Source organism: Pseudoalteromonas simplex (assembly GCF_015278155.1).
Lineage (GTDB): Bacteria > Pseudomonadota > Gammaproteobacteria > Enterobacterales > Alteromonadaceae > Pseudoalteromonas > Pseudoalteromonas simplex.
The window spans coordinates 1-16,081 of the sequence record NZ_JADILN010000018.1 but is presented as its reverse complement, the minus strand read 5'-3'; the positions used below and the strand labels follow the sequence as shown (position 1 = coordinate 16,081).

At 41.3% G+C, this 16,081-nt stretch carries 17 protein-coding genes and 3 tRNA genes; 6 read left to right on the top strand and 14 right to left on the bottom strand.

Going from position 1 to position 16,081, the window contains the following annotated elements; translation table 11 throughout:
- Positions 1 to 11: 11 nt before the first annotated feature.
- Complete coding sequence (gene mgtE, locus IRQ78_RS19700; protein WP_054561109.1) at positions 12 to 1,370, top strand: magnesium transporter; 1,359 nt, start codon at positions 12 to 14, stop codon at positions 1,368 to 1,370.
- A gap of 77 nt (positions 1,371 to 1,447) precedes the next feature.
- Here mgtE and IRQ78_RS19695 read toward each other — a convergent pair whose 3' ends face one another.
- Entirely contained in the window at positions 1,448 to 3,625 is a 2,178-nt protein-coding gene (locus tag IRQ78_RS19695; RefSeq protein WP_187491003.1) for a YgiQ family radical SAM protein, read from the bottom strand.
- 121 nt (positions 3,626 to 3,746) lie between these two features.
- A complete protein-coding gene (locus IRQ78_RS19690; protein ID WP_054554152.1) occupies positions 3,747 to 5,942 on the bottom strand; it encodes a bifunctional diguanylate cyclase/phosphodiesterase in 2,196 nt (731 codons plus the stop codon).
- A gap of 177 nt (positions 5,943 to 6,119) precedes the next feature.
- Here IRQ78_RS19690 and IRQ78_RS19685 point away from each other — a divergent pair, with 177 nt between their 5' ends.
- Both IRQ78_RS19685 and IRQ78_RS19680 read left to right on the top strand, forming a co-directional pair.
- The gene (locus IRQ78_RS19685) at positions 6,120 to 6,698 is read left to right on the top strand and encodes an SRPBCC family protein (protein WP_194442954.1); all 579 of its coding nucleotides are present in this window, start codon (positions 6,120 to 6,122) and stop codon (positions 6,696 to 6,698) included.
- Complete coding sequence (locus IRQ78_RS19680) at positions 6,667 to 7,554, top strand: TIGR03899 family protein (RefSeq protein WP_194442953.1); 888 nt, start codon at positions 6,667 to 6,669, stop codon at positions 7,552 to 7,554. Before IRQ78_RS19685 ends, IRQ78_RS19680 begins: the two co-directional genes overlap by 32 nt.
- Positions 7,555 to 7,587: 33 nt before the next feature.
- Here IRQ78_RS19680 and IRQ78_RS19675 read toward each other — a convergent pair whose 3' ends face one another.
- From IRQ78_RS19675 to IRQ78_RS19635, 9 genes are all read right to left on the bottom strand, one after another.
- Entirely contained in the window at positions 7,588 to 8,355 is a 768-nt protein-coding gene (locus tag IRQ78_RS19675; protein WP_138601926.1) for a TIGR04219 family outer membrane beta-barrel protein, read from the bottom strand.
- A 4-nt stretch (positions 8,356 to 8,359) separates the two neighbouring features.
- Positions 8,360 to 9,346, bottom strand: a complete 987-nt coding sequence (locus IRQ78_RS19670) for a DUF2333 family protein (protein ID WP_054554148.1) — start codon at positions 9,344 to 9,346, stop codon at positions 8,360 to 8,362.
- A gap of 8 nt (positions 9,347 to 9,354) precedes the next feature.
- Complete coding sequence (locus tag IRQ78_RS19665; protein WP_138601921.1) at positions 9,355 to 9,861, bottom strand: copper chaperone PCu(A)C; 507 nt, start codon at positions 9,859 to 9,861, stop codon at positions 9,355 to 9,357.
- Positions 9,862 to 9,941: 80 nt separating this feature from the next.
- Positions 9,942 to 10,268, bottom strand: a complete 327-nt coding sequence (locus IRQ78_RS19660; RefSeq protein ID WP_054554146.1) for a hypothetical protein — start codon at positions 10,266 to 10,268, stop codon at positions 9,942 to 9,944.
- 9 nt (positions 10,269 to 10,277) lie between these two features.
- Entirely contained in the window at positions 10,278 to 10,484 is a 207-nt protein-coding gene (locus tag IRQ78_RS19655) for a PspC domain-containing protein (protein WP_054554145.1), read from the bottom strand.
- A 10-nt stretch (positions 10,485 to 10,494) separates the two neighbouring features.
- On the bottom strand, positions 10,495 to 11,169 hold the full coding sequence (locus tag IRQ78_RS19650) for a PspA/IM30 family protein (protein WP_054554144.1): 675 nt from the start codon (positions 11,167 to 11,169) through the stop codon (positions 10,495 to 10,497).
- 249 nt (positions 11,170 to 11,418) lie between these two features.
- Positions 11,419 to 12,396 (bottom strand): tRNA dihydrouridine(20/20a) synthase DusA, encoded by a 978-nt coding sequence (dusA, locus tag IRQ78_RS19645; protein WP_082389307.1) that lies wholly within the window; start codon positions 12,394 to 12,396, stop codon positions 11,419 to 11,421.
- A 235-nt stretch (positions 12,397 to 12,631) separates the two neighbouring features.
- A complete protein-coding gene (locus tag IRQ78_RS19640) occupies positions 12,632 to 13,111 on the bottom strand; it encodes a hypothetical protein (protein WP_138601919.1) in 480 nt (159 codons plus the stop codon).
- 97 nt (positions 13,112 to 13,208) lie between these two features.
- Positions 13,209 to 13,829, bottom strand: a complete 621-nt coding sequence (locus tag IRQ78_RS19635) for a MarC family protein (RefSeq protein ID WP_138601917.1) — start codon at positions 13,827 to 13,829, stop codon at positions 13,209 to 13,211.
- 94 nt (positions 13,830 to 13,923) lie between these two features.
- Here IRQ78_RS19635 and IRQ78_RS19630 point away from each other — a divergent pair, with 94 nt between their 5' ends.
- The 3 genes from IRQ78_RS19630 to IRQ78_RS19620 all read left to right on the top strand — a co-directional run bounded on the left by IRQ78_RS19630 (position 13,924) and on the right by IRQ78_RS19620 (position 15,321).
- The gene (locus IRQ78_RS19630; RefSeq protein ID WP_054554141.1) at positions 13,924 to 14,358 is read left to right on the top strand and encodes a transcriptional repressor; all 435 of its coding nucleotides are present in this window, start codon (positions 13,924 to 13,926) and stop codon (positions 14,356 to 14,358) included.
- A 73-nt stretch (positions 14,359 to 14,431) separates the two neighbouring features.
- Entirely contained in the window at positions 14,432 to 14,899 is a 468-nt protein-coding gene (locus tag IRQ78_RS19625) for a chemotaxis protein CheX (protein WP_054554140.1), read from the top strand.
- Positions 14,896 to 15,321: a secondary thiamine-phosphate synthase enzyme YjbQ gene (locus tag IRQ78_RS19620; protein ID WP_054554139.1), complete on the top strand. Its 426-nt coding sequence runs from the start codon at positions 14,896 to 14,898 to the stop codon at positions 15,319 to 15,321. The genes IRQ78_RS19625 and IRQ78_RS19620 overlap by 4 nt, the downstream gene beginning before the upstream one ends.
- 125 nt (positions 15,322 to 15,446) lie before the next feature.
- Here the strand turns inward: IRQ78_RS19620 and IRQ78_RS19615 are convergent.
- The 3 genes from IRQ78_RS19615 to IRQ78_RS19605 all read right to left on the bottom strand — a co-directional run bounded on the left by IRQ78_RS19615 (position 15,447) and on the right by IRQ78_RS19605 (position 16,030).
- Positions 15,447 to 15,522: transfer RNA gene (locus IRQ78_RS19615), tRNA-Gly, on the bottom strand.
- A gap of 92 nt (positions 15,523 to 15,614) precedes the next feature.
- Positions 15,615 to 15,690, bottom strand: a tRNA-Gly gene (locus tag IRQ78_RS19610).
- Positions 15,691 to 15,954: 264 nt separating this feature from the next.
- Positions 15,955 to 16,030, bottom strand: a tRNA-Gly gene (locus IRQ78_RS19605).
- Between the last annotated feature and the right edge of the window lie 51 nt (positions 16,031 to 16,081).

Below are 16,081 nucleotides of genomic sequence, written 5' to 3'. Positions count from 1 at the left end.
TAAGGACGCCAATGCCAGAAGCCTTTGAACAAGATTACCCACTACAACAACTCAAACAAGTGACCAAGTCACTCAATAGTGGTCAATTTGTTCAAGTGCGCGGCATGTTAGCCAAAACGGCACCTTGTGATACAGCCCTTTTACTTGAGTCTTCTCCCCATAAAATTCGTCGTATGCTTTGGCAGCTGGTTGACCCAGATGTCCGTGGTGATGTTCTAGAGGAACTCTCTGAAGATGTACGTCTTGGCATTATTGCCCAGATGGAGCCTGAGCACATTGCTGCTGCTACAGAAGATATGGACGACGATGACTTAGGTGAGGTTTTACGTAGTCTTCCTGATACCGTATATCAAGACGTTGTTAGCGCAATGGACTCGCAAGATAGAGAAAGGGCAACTCAAGCGCTTTCTTATCAAGAGCGCTCAGCCGGTGCCCTGATGAACAGCGATACGGTAACCATTCGTCCAGATGTTACCCTAGATGTAGTTTTACGCTATTTACGCTTACGAGGTGAGCTACCAGAGGGTACCGATGACTTATATGTAGTTGATAAGCATAACTGCTTTTTAGGCGCGCTTTCATTAACTACATTGCTGACCAGTCCTTCAGATAAAATTGTTCGTGATTTAATGGATGAAGACTGTGAGTCAATCCTAATCTCTATGGATGAAAGTGATGTAGCGCAACTGTTCGAGCGTCACAACTGGATTTCAGCCCCTGTTGTGGATGATAACGCTCACTTGCTTGGTCGTATTACCATCGATGATATCGTTGACGTAATCCGTGAAGATGCAGAGCACAGCATGCTAAGCCTCGCTGGTCTTGACGACGAAGAAGATACCTTTGCGCCAGTGCTAAAAAGTTCGCAGCGTCGCTCTATTTGGCTTGGGGTTAACTTATTAACCGCATTGTTAGCAGCCATTGTGGCAAGCTTTTTCGAAAACACCTTAGCAATCTTGCCTATTTTAGCGGTACTCAATGGTATCGTCCCTTCAATGGGGGGTGTTGCGGGTAGCCAAACCCTAACTCTGGTTATTCGTGGTATAGCGGTTGGTCATATCAACCAAACCAACCAACGCTTCTTATTACTTAAGGAGTTAGCAATTGGCGCACTGAATGGCATTATTTGGTCGATATTAATTGCTGGTGTGGTTGCCCTATGGCAGTGGGACTTTAAACTCGGCGCAGTGCTGGCCTTTGCAATGTTTATGAATCTTGTTGCCGCTGGTATTGCAGGTGCAAGCATTCCATTAATTCTTAAGAAAATGAAAATTGACCCTGCCCTCGCCGGCAGTGTGGTACTGACAACAGTGACGGATATTGTCGGTATCTTTGCCTTTTTAGGCACCGCAACCTGGCTATTGATCTGATACCAATTCACAATAATACTTAATTAAGCGAATTGGTATAAATAAAAACGGCCCTTTAAGGGCCGTATTTATATCTTTTACTTTGCACGCTGCTTATTTTTACCTACTCTAGGTTTGGTATTGGCCTTTTTAAACTGGCTAAAACCGGTATGACGAGTCAGTGCTGCACGGCCTTTACCGCCCTTACCTTTAGCAGTTTTCTCGTTTCGACCTTCTTCAGGAACCAAACAATTCGGCCCTTTACCAATTAAATTTGCTTTGCCCATTTTTCTTAGTGCTTCACGGATCATCGGCCAACCAGCAGGATCGTGGTATCGTAAAATCGCTTTGTGTAAGCGACGCTGGCGTGCGCCTTTTGGAACAGGCACTTGCTCAGTATTGTTCTTAATATTGCGCAGCGAGTTCATCTCAGTGTGATAAATTGTGGTTGCATTGGCCATCGGCGATGGATAAAAGTTTTGTACTTGATCAAGCTTAAAGTCATGAGCCTTTAACCATAGCGCCATATTCACCATGTCTTCGTCTTTCGTTCCTGGGTGAGCAGAAATAAAATACGGGATCAAATACTGCTTTTTACCCGCTTCTTTTGAGTATTTATCAAATAGCTCTTTAAACTTATCGTAAGCTCCCATGCCCGGCTTCATCATCTTAGACAATGGACCATCTTCAGTGTGCTCAGGGGCAATTTTTAAGTACCCGCCTACGTGATGGGTAACCAACTCTTTTACGTAGCGAGGGTCTTCTACGGCTAAGTCATAACGTACGCCAGACGCGATCAAGATTTTCTTCACACCTTTTACATCTCGAGCTTTTTTATAAAGCTCAATCGTTGGGGTGTGATCCGTGTCCATGTGCTTACAGATATCAGGATAAACACATGATAAACGACGACACGTGCTCTCTGCCTTTTTGCTCTTACAGCGCAACTTATACATATTCGCGGTCGGTCCGCCTAAGTCAGAAATAACCCCAGTGAAGCCCGGTACTCTGTCACGAATTTGCTCAATTTCATCAATAATTGATTGCTCAGAACGGCTTTGAATAATACGTCCTTCATGTTCTGTTATTGAACAGAAAGAACAACCACCAAAGCAGCCTCGCATGATGTTCACCGAGGTTTTAATCATTTCATAAGCTGGGATTTTTTCATCGCCGTAGCTTGGGTGCGGAATACGCTGATATGGCAAACCAAATACGCCATCCATTTCTTCAGTTTCAAGCGGAAATGCAGGCGGATTTACCCAAATAGAGCGGTCGCCATGGCGTTGAAATAACGCACGCGCACAACCTGGGTTTGTTTCTTGGTGCAAAATACGCGAGGCGTGAGCATAAAGCGGTTTATTCACACTTACTTGCTCATACGCAGGCAGCTTAACGTAGGTCTTTTCCCATGGCTTAGGGCGAGCAGGCTGAATCGTGATTGGTTTAGCCGCCTCGGCACTTAAATCGATCCCCGCTTGCTTAAATTCAGACTTACTACAACCCACATCATCTGCGCCATACGGGTTTGGAATTGGATCAATCTTACCGATTTTATCAATTGCAGTTGAGTCACTACCGCGCCAACCCGGTAATGGTTCTTTACGAATAACCGCAGTACCACGAATATCTTGAATTGTCTCAACCGACTCACCCGCAGCAATACGGTGGGCAACTTCAACAAGTGGGCGCTCAGCGTTACCGTAAATTAAAATGTCAGCTTTAGCATCAAACAATACACTACGGCGTACTTTTTCTTGCCAATAATCATAATGAGCAATACGGCGTAAACTCGCCTCAATACCACCAATGATCAACGGCACATCTTTATAAGCTTCGCGACAGCGTTGGCTGTATACAACTACCGCACGGTCAGGACGTTTACCGCCTATGTTACCCGGCGTATAAGCATCATCATGACGCATACGCTTTTCAGCAGTATAACGGTTGATCATCGAGTCCATATTACCCGCTGTAACACCAAAGAATAAGTTAGGCTTACCTAACGCCATAAAGGCATCTTTTGAGTTCCAATCAGGTTGTGCAATTATACCCACACGAAAACCCTGTGACTCAAGCATACGCCCTATCACAGCCATACCGAAACTTGGGTGATCTACATACGCATCACCACTGACAATGATCACGTCACAGCTATCCCAGCCTAACGCGTCCATTTCTGCACGAGTGGTTGGTAAAAATGGCGCCGTGCCATAGCATTCAGCCCAATACTTAGGGTAAGAAAACAGGCCTCGCTCGGCTTTTAATGCGCTCATAAAGTGTACTCTGCTAACAAAAGGGGCGAATTATACCTCAGTCTTATAGATTATTATAGAAAACAAAACGCCCTTCACATTGGAGGGCGCTGTTTAATTTGTATGCACTGTCTGGAACTGGCTATTGCTTAGCTTGCAGGTAAGTAATTAACTCTTTTTCTGGCATAGGCTTAGCGTACATGAAGCCTTGCACTTCATCACAGCCAAGCTGAGCTAAATAATCTGCTTGCGCTTGTGTTTCAACCCCTTCTGCAATGGTTTTTAAGCCTAACCTTGCGCCAAGAGAAATAATTAACGCAGCAATCGCCTGACAATCTTGACCAGGTAAATCTTTGATAAAGTCGCGATCAATTTTTAGTCTGTCTAATGGTAGTTTTTGCAAATAGCTTAACGACGAGAAGCCAGTACCAAAGTCATCAATTGCAATCTCAATACCAAACTCTTTAAGTTCTTTTAATGTGGTGATCACATTAGCTAGCTCATCCATAACCACGCTTTCGGTCACTTCGAGTTCAATAAACTGCGGTTTTACATCGTATTTAATAAGCGTGTCTTTTACTTGCTGAGCATAGCCTTTAACTTTAAACTGCGGTACTGAAACATTTACGGCAATACTGATTGCAAAGCCCATTGCTTCAAGGCGCTTTTGCTGCATACATGCTTGTTCTAACACCCATTGCCCTATATCAACAATTAAACCGGCATCTTCAGCCATCGGAACGAAAATCGCTGGTGAAATATACTGACCATTACCTGATGGCCAACGCAGTAGCGCTTCACAACCTATGATTTCTAGAGTATTTAAATCAAGTTGCGGCTGAAACCAAACCTCTAATTTACGTTGTTCGAAGTCTTGACGAAGCTGTCTAATGATCCCTAAACGCCAAGCCATTTTCTCTTCCATGTCTGGGGTATAAGTCACCACCGTTTCAGCAGATTGTTTTTTAGCTTGGTTTAAAGCAATGTAACCTAGTTTTAAAGTCTCGATCCCTGCTTGCTGAAAGTCACCTTGATAACATAAGCCAATGTTAAAGTTGATTGGCAAAATATGCTCGCCAGCATTAAATGGTAAACTTAAATGCTCACGAAGTAACTCAATATCGCATTTATCAGCAGCCAACAACAAACCGAAAACATCTGCACCAATGCGCGAGATAAGCTCTGCATTAGGGTATTCTTGTTGTAGCCTATCAACAATTGCATTTAGTAATAAATTACCGATTTCTTGCCCTAAGCCATTGTTGATATCAGAGAATTGCGAAACATCAATTAGTAAAAAGACAAAGTCATTTTTGCCCGGCTGGTAGTAGCGCTCCACCTTATTCATAAAATCGTTACGATTCGATAAACCAGTTAATACATCTTTATAAGCTGCATCACGTAAACGGTTGAATAATCGAACATTATCAAGACCTACACTGACGTTCGTTAAGAATATCTCTGCAAATTGCAGTTGTGAAGGACTTGGCGTGTGCTCAGTTTCAAGGTAAATAGCTGCTTGGCGGTTTTTGCTTTTTAATAAATACGTACTGTCTACATCTGTATGCTGATGCTCACCTTGGGCTAGGCAGTTATTGACTTGCATGATAATACGGCCATCATCAAGTTGTTCAATGCCTTGACCTATAAACTCATTGTATTCAGCGCAGCCACCTAGCACATAAACCTGATTGTCATCTTCAATTGAGCCGCACAAGAGCCCTTGTGGTTCGCAATCTAAAATAATCGAAAGCTGTTTAATAACCGCCATCGAAAACGCTTTAATATCAGTAAAACCAAGAATTGCCTTAGATGCATACAAAATATTATTTAAAGCACGGCTTTGAAATTCGAGCTGACAAACTTGTTCATAAGAGCGAATTGCTGTTACTAGGGCTGTGATAAGTTTACTACGAGTAAGTTCTGTTTTTGTTTTGTAGTCGTTGATATCGTATTCACGGATCACTTTTTCTTCAGGTGCATAGCCTGGTTGACCGGTACGTAAAATAATCCGCACATTGTGATTATTGAGGCACTCTCGTACCTGCTTTACAACTTGCAGGCCAGCATCATCTGATTCCATAACCACATCAAGTAAAATTACCGAAATGGAATGGTTACTTTTAAGTAATTCAAGCGCTTCTGAACCTGAATAGGCGTGGTGGAATCGTAAGCCTTTATCCCAGAACTCAACGCCAGAAAGCGCTAACTTAGTCACTGAATGTATCTCAGGATCGTCGTCGACTATTAATACGTCCCAAAACTCAGAGACAGTCTCTTCAACAAGCTGCTCCTCATCTTGGTCACTAAACAAAAAGTCGTTACTTTCTGATGCCATTAATAATTCCTTAGAGCAACCCTAGTAAAAATACCAACATTTTACAGTGATGCATAAAATTCTCTCAGTCACTTAACTATGATACATTTATCAGAACATATATAGTCATATCAGATAAATTATAGCCTAGGTTACGTATAATGTTATGAAAGATATAAAACTATTGCCCGAGGTAAAATGATAAAATTTTTTGTTTTAACTCTAAAAGCCCTATTTCTCAGTGCGCTAGTTATGCTTGTCGTTGGGCTATTGCTTTCTCAACGCTATACGGTTCATAAATCAATACAGGTCACTGCTAGCAGCTCAGAAATAGCGAAACTAGTCGGTGACTTTAATCAATGGCATAAATGGCAACCATGGAAAAGCGTAGATCCCAGCATCAAGTTTACGGTTTTAGAGCCAAGCCAAGGCGTTGGGGCACACCAATTTTGGCAAAGCCGTTTCGGCGATGGCGAAATGACAATAACACAACAGAATAATGAACAACTTACTTTTAATATTTTATTTAATAAAGAGCATATAGCCCAAGGAACGATCCAATTTAAAGGTGCTGGTAATGAAATAAATATTGAGTGCTCGTTACAAGGTGAAGTAAATACTCCTATCATTGGTGGCTACCTTGCATTATTAAGCCAGTATATTCTCAACAACACAGTGAAACTGGCGCTCAATAACATCAAAACCCATGCGCAGTTAGCAACAACAAACAAGGCTATTGCTCCCAATGACAGTGAAAGCGGCTCAAGCGAGAGTTAATCTTGCTAATATTATAGAAAATCAACTTGGCTACCCGATTCATAAGGCATCATCGGCTAGGATTAACCATGCGAGCGATGATAGCTACTCAGCGCAAGGTCAGCAGCAATTAGCCTATCAGATTAAAGCGCAAGCAAGCTTATTGGAGCGCGCTCACACTCGCCAAGAAATTCAATTTATTAAACGCCAAGAAAATATTGAAACCATCATGGCGATGGCTATGGCGTTTTGCCCGGATGTCACGGGTCAACAACAGCCCGATTTTGATTGGATAGAGCGATTTATAAGTTTATGTGAAGACACAGCTAATTCCTCAATGCAAAAGCTGTGGGCAAAAATTTTAGCAGGTGAAACAGTATCGCCAGGCACCTTTTCGATTAAAAGCCTACAAACCCTTAAACACATGACTCAACGTGAAGCAGATGCTCTTCAGCGCTGTACATCATTGTGTGGATTCAACGAAAAAGACAACAGCCACTTAATTTTACTCGGCTTTTACAAGAAACCCTCGCTGTTTGATTTACTTAGAAAAGGTAATAAGGTGTCATTTAACTTAGGGAAAACCCCTGTTAGCTTTCCTGACATTCTGACCCTAATGGATATTAACTTACTGTATCGAAAAGAAATCGAATCGGCGGTTTTAAAAGCTGGTCAAGAACTAATACTGAGCTTTATGAATCAACGCTTGGTTTTAAAAGCAAAAAGTAATGACTTAGTACTCAGTTACTATAAATTTACCCAGACTGGTGACGAGTTAAGAAAGCTAATCGCATCACCAATAAACAAAGCTTATAAGCAAATACTGGCAACATCATTAGAAGATGAATTTGAAGTTAGCTGGCAAGCTTTAAAGTAAAGCCGCCAGCTAAAAATAAATCGAAAAATTCGATTAGAAATGAACTTGAATACCTGCAAACGGGCCCGATGCATCTAAATCTGTGTAGATATCATCAATATCATCAAGCTCTAACGTCATTGAGCGGTAACCCGCTTTAATATCCATATCGATTGCTAAGTTATCAAGTAAAGCGTATGCAATACCCGCTTGGTAATCTTGGACTTTACTATCGTCGATAGCCAGTAGGCTACCTTCAAAGAAAACGCTTAAACCCGTTAATGGTAAACCAACTTCAGCACGGCCATACACTAAAGGTACGAAACCAGAAAAATCAACACGCTCAGTCGTGTTTTGGCCACCTTCTTGAGATGTACCAGTCACAACAATTTCACCATCAAATTGTTTAGCATTTACACCTAAATCAATTGAAACCAAATCATTATCAAAGATTTCGTAGTATAGAATGTAGTCAACATGCGATAAATCACTCACAGTGCCTACTTGTGTGCCTACAACGTAATCAGAACCACCAAAACTAAACGTTTCATCAAGTGTTGTATCACCATTTAACTCAAGTTCAGTGTATTTTAGTTTAATGTTTGGTATTAACGGCACTGGGTGCTCAAGTGCTGCGTAGTAGCTCGTGAACGTTTCATCATCAAATTTAAAGCTTTGTAGATTTCCATCTTGAGCAAAACTACCACTGTTATCTGATTGCCAACCATCAACACCTAGGTATAAACCTAATAATGTATCAGCTTGTGCTGTTGGAGCTAAACAGGCCATTGAAAGGGCAGCTGCTAAACAGTACTTTTTCATCATTTTATCCTTGCGCTAAAAGTTCGCTAAGTTCAATTAGAGCCGCATTGGCTCGAGAAATATAATTCGCCATGACCAGTGAGTGGTTAGCTACAAAGCCAAAGCCACTGCCATTTAAGATCATTGGGCTCCACACTGTTTCTTGCGTAGCCTCTAATTCACGAATAATTTGTTGCAGACTAACACGAGCGTTTTTCTTTTCTAAGACATCGGCAAAATCATATTCAACCGCTTGCAAAAAGTGTAGTAATGCCCACGTTGCACCACGCGATTCATAAAACACATCATCAATTTGCCACCAAGATGTTTTCACTTGGTTCTGTAAAGGAGCATAAGTTGCTTGATGAGCCGCGGTATCACCTGCTAAATCTGTATTCAAACGATCTTGACCAACACTTGCACTTAAACGCTGGCTCAAGCTGCCAAGACGTTTTTCTGCTTCTTTTAGCCAGCCACGTAAGTTATCTGCACGCGCATAAAATTGACTATCACGATCGTTCTGATCGGCAATTTGAGTGCGGTACACAACGAGTAAATCAATGCCTTTTTGATACTCAGTTTCAGCACTTGGCCATGCCCATGCTACCGAGCTAATATTAAATTGCGGTTGTGCTTTTTTTAACGCTTCGTGTTCAGTTGATTGAGACTGCGAACGGCTGAAATCTTTACGCATCGACAAGACTAAATCGCGGGTCATTTCAAGCGCGCCATATTCCCACGCAGGCATGTTATCCATCATTACGCTCGGTGGCATCATATCGTTAGATAAATAGCCGCCAGGCTTATTTAATAATGTACTTGCTACATTGATCAACGTTGTGGTTGTTGTATAGCCTGTTACAAACTTTTCACCACGCATCTGCGCTTCTTGTTTAGCCTTACTTACAACATCCATACGAGCTGGTTCACTACTCCAGTAAACAGCAATCGCGTAAAAAATAATTAATATAATAAGTAATGCACTGGCTATTTTTCCTTTATGCTCAGACATAATATCTCCTAGTGATGTGAGTGCCCTTTACTTTTTTGTGATGCCTGTTCAGACATTTCTTGTAAAGACACAACTTTAGCTTGAGTAAAAACTCGATTACCGTCATTAAAATATAGCGTGAGTTTGCGCTCTTGCCCTGCTTTTAGCTGCTCTTCAGGTTCAAACACCATTAAGTGATAACCACCTGGTTTAAATTCAACACTGCTGTGACCATCAATTTTTAATGATAAAACCTGTTCCATTTTCATCATGCCATCAACATGAGTATGTTGATGAATTTCAACACGACCTAAACCATCAAGCTCTGCTTTAGTTAACACTGCTGCGTGTTCACTTGGGTTAGTAATGGTCAAATAAGCAACACTTGCTTTACTGGCTGGTAAAAATTCACGTACCTGCGCGTTACTTACAGTAACTTCGGCAACATCGCTGTGGTCATGACCACTATGGGCAGATGAAAAAGTACTAAAGAATAAGCTTGCGGTAAGAAAAGAGAATGCGGGCCACAGTTTCATTATGTTTTAATCCTTGTTAAGACATTAACTTACCCGCTAAATTTAGCATATTTTATGTATTAAGGCAGTTTATTCGTACCTTAAGCTGGCGATTTTTTGTTATCGGCAATCAACCAGCATAATGCCGCGATAAGTAAAAGTGGCCATGCAATCATTACTGAGCCAAACAAAAACGCAAGTACAACACCAATCAGAGCAACAACACCCGCACCAAGTAGGCCAATGGTAAATAGCGCCACACCTGCAACAACGGCAATCACAGCGACAATTGCACCGATGACCTCAAGCCCAGCCCAACTCATGTCAGCAATTGACAATGGTAATTGCCATGAGTCAAAGGATACAAATGAAACTGCATCAGTGCATAGTAATAACATTGCCAAAATGATGATAGCTAACGTTTTCATGCTCTACTCCTAGTAACCTTTCACTGGTAAAGTGCAATGAGCCACTAAATAACCCACGCCGATTAACAGCGGCATTTGAATAAGTAATATGATCATGACCAAGCGTGTTGACCATACCGGGAATCCCAAGCGCGCAGCGAGTCCGCTACACACACCCGAGATCTTTTTGTTACTTAGATCACGGTACCAACGTGTCGATGTGTGATAAGTATTCATCATTAACCTCCTAAGCCGACTGCTTCATCGTTGCTTTTAAATCTGCAAGCTCTTTATCGATAGCTTCATCTTTCTCAAGGGCTGCGATTTGTGCTGCTGTTGAATTTGCAGCATCACCTTGTGTAAGTTCATACGCTTCAACTTGCGACTCAATGTTTTCAACGCGCTGCTCTAAGTAGTCAAAACGTGCTAATGCATCTTCAACTTTACTGCTATGCAGCTGCTCTTTTACTTTTAAGCGTGCTGTAACAACGCGTTCTTTTTGCATGTAAGTCAGCTGTTTGGCTTTTGCATCTGCAAGCTTGTTTTGTAAACGCTGACAATCTTCTGTCAATTTAGCGAGTGACTCTGCCACTTTATCCATTTCAGCTTGTTGTGCTTCGATTTCTGTCGTTAAACGCTGCTTTTCAACTAATGCTGCTTTGGCAAGATCATCACGATCTTTACTCAACGCTTTTTCTGCTTTCGCTTGCCAGTCTGCTACTTTCGCTTGTTTCGCTGCAATTTCACGTTTCATTTGTTTTTCTTGCGTTAAAAATGTCGCAGCAGTTGCACGGCATTCAGTCAGGGCATCCTGCATTTCTTGCACGAGTAGATTAAGTAACTTTTCAGGATCTTCAGCTTTGTCTAATGCTGCAGAAAGGTTTGCCTGAATAATGTCATTTACGCGATTTAATACACCCATGTGACTCTCCTGTTGATTATTGGGTTAATACAACTAGGAGATTCCAATTCTTGTGCCAACTAATGAATAAAATAAATTTATTATTTATATACAATAAGTTAGATTAATTAAATTTAGATTCAGGCTGACTAGTGACTGAATGAAAAATAACTAATTTGACTAAATAATTAACTTTTTCACTAAATTTTAGGATCAAAAAAAGCCACAAAATGTGGCTTTTAAATAGGCTATTTTTAATAGGCTTTGTGATTAGGCTTCTGGGACAAAACTTAAAGCTTTATCCATAACAGATAAATCGGCCGCTTTACCATGGCCTTTTTCTGAAAGGTGGCGTCTGAAACCACGCGCACCAGGTTGGCCTTGGAAAATCCCCAACATATGGCGAGCAATATGCCAAAAGTTAGCGCCTTTGCTCATTTCATCTTCAATATAGTCATACATCGAGCGTACAACCTGATGACGACTTAGCGTAAAGGCTTCATCACCATAAATATTTTCGTCGACCTCAGACAAAATAAACGGATTACTATACGCCTCACGACCAATCATGATGCCATCAACATAATCAAGGTGAGCCACACTATCAGCAATTGTTTTCACGCCACCATTTAAGCTTAAGTGCAGTTGCGGATAATCTTTCTTCAACTGATAAACGCGCGGGTAATCCAGAGGTGGGATCTCACGATTCTCTTTTGGGCTTAAGCCATTTAACCACGCTTTACGCGCATGAATAATAAAGTCATCGCAACCAACATCATGACTCGCTTCAATTAAAGCACATAAAAACTCATACGAGTCTTGCTCATCAATACCAATGCGCGTTTTAACTGTAACAGGAATAGTCACTTCGGCCTTCATTGCAGCAACGCAGTCAGCAACCAGTTTAGGCTCAGCCATTAAACAAGCACCAAAACGACCATTTTGCACACGGTCAGACGGACAGCCAACATTTAAATTTACTTCATGATAACCGCGCTCTGCTGCTAACTTTGCACACTTAGCCAACGCTTCAGGATCTGAGCCACCAAGTTGCAATGCCACTGGGCCTTCATGCTCATTAAAATGTAAGTAATCGCCCTTACCAAATAATATAGCGCCGGTTGTCACCATCTCAGTGTAAAGCACAGCATGCTTAGTCATTTTGCGGTGAAAGGTTCGACAGTGACGATCAGTCCAATCTAACATGGGTGCCACGGAAAAACGGCGGTTTAATGTCGTTGTGCTCATAACATGGCCCCTTTAAAGATCAATGCATTTACTTGCAACTTAAATTACCTAATACGATTAACGCTTAATATAGCGATGACACATACCTTTAGGCATGCACCGAAATGAAAAATTGCAGCCATTATACCACCGAAGCTAACTCCCGGCATGGCTTAATCGAAGATCAGATGATGAAAAGAGACGAAGAAGTGTACTGCAATCTCACTTCTTTGAAGAATAAGCAAAAATGGAAAGGTTACATCTTCACTTCATTTAGAAGATGTTCAAGATTTTGGCCCGTAAGCTCTAAAACAGTAATTTCGAGCTCTTTGTAATCCTCATTTTTCAGGTTAACTAGCTTAGCACCAACAGCAATTCGTGCGATTTTCTCAACGGGGTCTATTTCTACAATTTCAATTGATGCTCGCGTGTCGTGATCTTTTGATTGCACATAATACTCGCTAAAGAAGGTACCATCAGCACGGACATTTGGATTACTGTCAGACACAGACTGCAGGAGCGTGCCTTTCTTTAAATCACTTTTACGAAGTGAGAAGCTATATTCTGCCACATTGGCATGACCAACAATTACAGTTACGGCGCTTTCACCATTAATTTTAAAATCATGGTCTGTTACTTCGATGACTTTTAGCTTACCACTATCATAGGTCGGCTCCATGCAAGCACCTAAACTAAAAATCAGAAAGACAGATAAAACAACGTTTTTGATTAGCATTCTTTGTTCCTTAAAATTTATATTGCCTTCTTTAAAGTTAGATAAAAGAAGGCAATTATTCAAAATTTAAATCACTGAAAATGCACTTTAAATTAAACTACGCGACGACACTTAAACCAAAATAGTGAGCAATACCACCTAAGATATTAGTCACCGCCACTGACGATAGAATTAAACCCATCACCCGGCTAATGATACTTGCGCCACTATCGCCTATTAACTTATGAACATGCGTAGCAAGTAGTAGTAAAACCAACACAATTACTAATACCAAAAGCATGATTGAGGAAGTTATAAGCTGTTCATACCAAGTGTATTCGGTATTTCGGGTCATTAGTACTGCACCAAGCATGGCACCCGGACTGGCAATAGAAGGAATCGCCAAAGGAAAAATAGCGGTTTCAGTGCTATCACGAACGCTTTTTATCTCGGTTTCAGGTTTACTTTCACCAAATATCATCGACAGTGCAAAAAGTAATAGTACAATTCCTCCGGCAATCTGAAACGCCGAAAGAGGAATGTTAATCGCGTTTAAGAGTAGCTCACCTGCAACAACAAAAAATAATAAAACCAGCGCCGAAACGCCAACCGCCTTTAAAGCAACTTTACGTTTGAACTTAGCATCATCCCAGCGCGTAACAGCAATAAAAACGGGAACTGTGCCTATTGGATCGATTACCGCAAAAAAGAAAATGAATGCCGCTAGCAATTCACTCATTAATCAAACTCCCTAAAAACGTGTTAGCGAATAAAAACACTGCAACTACAATACAGTATGTTAGTATATCACGGTAGCGTAAGGATAAGAGAAGATGAATATAGAATCACTCGTCAGTAAAGCAAAACAAGTATGCGATAATCGTGGTGCTCGTTTCACACCCATCCGTGAAAAAGTATTCCGCCTATTAGCTAGTGCGCAAGGTGGTGTGGGTGCTTATGACCTATTAGAACAACTTAAATTAACTGAATCAGGCGCAAAACCAGCCACTATTTATCGAGCGCTCGATTTCTTATCGGAACTTGGCTTTATTCATAAAATTGAAAGCACCAACTCATTTATGCTGTGCCATCATTTTGATCACATTCACCCTGTACAATTATTAATTTGTGATAGCTGTGGTTATGTAAAAGAATTACATTCAACAGTAATTTCTCATGAACTTAATAACTTAGCTGCAGAAAGTGGATTTATTGTCTCTGGACAAACAATCGAAGCGCATGGTAAATGCGAAAAATGCAAAGAATAAGTGCGGTGTTTGAAACAACCACTACACTTAAAGTATGATTAACGGCATTTCGAAACCTAAGGGAAAATAAATAATGAATGTGGAGTTCATCAACCCTTTTTTATCATCATTATTAAATGTATTGAGCACTATGGCTCAAACAGAATTAAAGCCGGGTAAACCTAGTTTAAAGAAAGACGAACTAGCCCGTGGCGATGTATCAGGTTTGATTGGTATGGTTGGCCCACAAACTAAAGGTTCACTTTCAATCACCTTTGATGAAAATCTAGCTCTGACCATTATGGAAAGAATGCTAGGTGAACGCCCTGATACGGTAAATGAAGAAGTAACCGACATGGTAGGTGAAATTACTAACATGGTAACAGGTGGCGCAAAAAATCTACTTGGCGAAAAAGGCTATGAGTTTGATATGGCAACGCCAGTTGTAGTGTCTGGTAAGGGACATACAATTGCTCATAAATGTGAAGGCGCCAAGGTATTAATTCCATTCACGTCAGCTGATGGTAACGCCAATATTGAAGTTAGCTTTGATAAACTATGAGCTGGCAGCAAAAAACCATTCAATTGAAGCCTCGCTCACGAGGCTTTCACATCATTGATGACGAGCTACTTCGGCAACTTCCAGAGATAACACAATACAAAGTCGGTTTATTACACCTGTTCATTCAGCATACGTCTGCAAGCTTAACTATTAACGAAAATGCAGATCCTACAGTTAGAATGGATATGGAAAGTCACTTCAATCATTTTGTGCCAGAACGACAAAGTTATTACCGCCATGATTATGAAGGTGATGACGACATGCCTGCCCACATAAAAAGCAGTACTTTAGGTGCTGAACTCACTATTCCAATTAACCAAGGCCGTTTAATGCTTGGTACCTGGCAAGGTATCTATTTAGGCGAACACCGAGATCATGGCGGTGTAAGACGCATTGTCGCGACGATTCAAGGTCAGATCTAAAACTAGCTGTAAGCTGTAAGCTGTAAGCTGTAAGCTGTAAGCTGTAAGCTGTAAGCTGTAAGCTGTAATCAAATCTTGCTATTAACTAAATTATTTAAGAAAGTGTTTTGGGATTTTTTAGAGATTGGAGCGGCACACGAGGCTCGAACTCGTGACCTCAACCTTGGCAAGGTTGCGCTCTACCAACTGAGCTAGTGCCGCATAAATAAGTTGTAAGCTGCAAGTTTCTAGTTTCAAGCTAATGCTTTCAACTTTCCCCTTGAAACTTAAGCCAATTTCTTTTGGTGAGAAATTGGAGCGGCACACGAGGCTCGAACTCGTGACCTCAACCTTGGCAAGGTTGCGCTCTACCAACTGAGCTAGTGCCGCTTTTAAGTAGTCAGTGATTTGTCCGTTGTCGCACAACCTGAAGGTTGCGGTAAAACGTTCTGGCAACTGAGCTAGTGCCGCTTTAAAGTAGTCAGTAATTTGTCCGTTGGCGCACAACCTGAAGGTTGCGGTAAAACGTTCTGGCAACTGAGCTAGTGCCGCATCAAATAGTTTCTAGTTACAAGATTCAAGTTACAAGTTTGAATAGCTTGGTGCTTTCAACTTTCCCCTTGAAACTTAAGCCAATTTCTTTTGGTGAGAAATTGGAGCGGCACACGAGGCTCGAACTCGTGACCTCAACCTTGGCAAGGTTGCGCTCTACCAACTGAGCTAGTGCCGCATTCAAAAGTAGTCAGTAATTTGTCCGTTGTCGCACAACCTGAAGGTTGCG

What these genes read in the sequence shown, in the direction of transcription:
- mgtE (WP_054561109.1), top strand. Translation starts at nt 12, where the DNA reads ATGCCAGAAGCCTTTGAACAAGATTACCCACTACAACAACTCAAACAA.
- IRQ78_RS19695 (WP_187491003.1), bottom strand. Translation starts at nt 3,625, where the DNA reads ATGAGCGCATTAAAAGCCGAGCGAGGCCTGTTTTCTTACCCTAAGTAT.
- IRQ78_RS19690 (WP_054554152.1), bottom strand. Translation starts at nt 5,942, where the DNA reads ATGGCATCAGAAAGTAACGACTTTTTGTTTAGTGACCAAGATGAGGAG.
- IRQ78_RS19685 (WP_194442954.1), top strand. Translation starts at nt 6,120, where the DNA reads ATGATAAAATTTTTTGTTTTAACTCTAAAAGCCCTATTTCTCAGTGCG.
- IRQ78_RS19680 (WP_194442953.1), top strand. Translation starts at nt 6,667, where the DNA reads ATGACAGTGAAAGCGGCTCAAGCGAGAGTTAATCTTGCTAATATTATA.
- IRQ78_RS19675 (WP_138601926.1), bottom strand. Translation starts at nt 8,355, where the DNA reads ATGAAAAAGTACTGTTTAGCAGCTGCCCTTTCAATGGCCTGTTTAGCT.
- IRQ78_RS19670 (WP_054554148.1), bottom strand. Translation starts at nt 9,346, where the DNA reads ATGTCTGAGCATAAAGGAAAAATAGCCAGTGCATTACTTATTATATTA.
- IRQ78_RS19665 (WP_138601921.1), bottom strand. Translation starts at nt 9,861, where the DNA reads ATGAAACTGTGGCCCGCATTCTCTTTTCTTACCGCAAGCTTATTCTTT.
- IRQ78_RS19660 (WP_054554146.1), bottom strand. Translation starts at nt 10,268, where the DNA reads ATGAAAACGTTAGCTATCATCATTTTGGCAATGTTATTACTATGCACT.
- IRQ78_RS19655 (WP_054554145.1), bottom strand. Translation starts at nt 10,484, where the DNA reads ATGAATACTTATCACACATCGACACGTTGGTACCGTGATCTAAGTAAC.
- IRQ78_RS19650 (WP_054554144.1), bottom strand. Translation starts at nt 11,169, where the DNA reads ATGGGTGTATTAAATCGCGTAAATGACATTATTCAGGCAAACCTTTCT.
- dusA (WP_082389307.1), bottom strand. Translation starts at nt 12,396, where the DNA reads ATGAGCACAACGACATTAAACCGCCGTTTTTCCGTGGCACCCATGTTA.
- IRQ78_RS19640 (WP_138601919.1), bottom strand. Translation starts at nt 13,111, where the DNA reads ATGCTAATCAAAAACGTTGTTTTATCTGTCTTTCTGATTTTTAGTTTA.
- IRQ78_RS19635 (WP_138601917.1), bottom strand. Translation starts at nt 13,829, where the DNA reads ATGAGTGAATTGCTAGCGGCATTCATTTTCTTTTTTGCGGTAATCGAT.
- IRQ78_RS19630 (WP_054554141.1), top strand. Translation starts at nt 13,924, where the DNA reads ATGAATATAGAATCACTCGTCAGTAAAGCAAAACAAGTATGCGATAAT.
- IRQ78_RS19625 (WP_054554140.1), top strand. Translation starts at nt 14,432, where the DNA reads ATGAATGTGGAGTTCATCAACCCTTTTTTATCATCATTATTAAATGTA.
- IRQ78_RS19620 (WP_054554139.1), top strand. Translation starts at nt 14,896, where the DNA reads ATGAGCTGGCAGCAAAAAACCATTCAATTGAAGCCTCGCTCACGAGGC.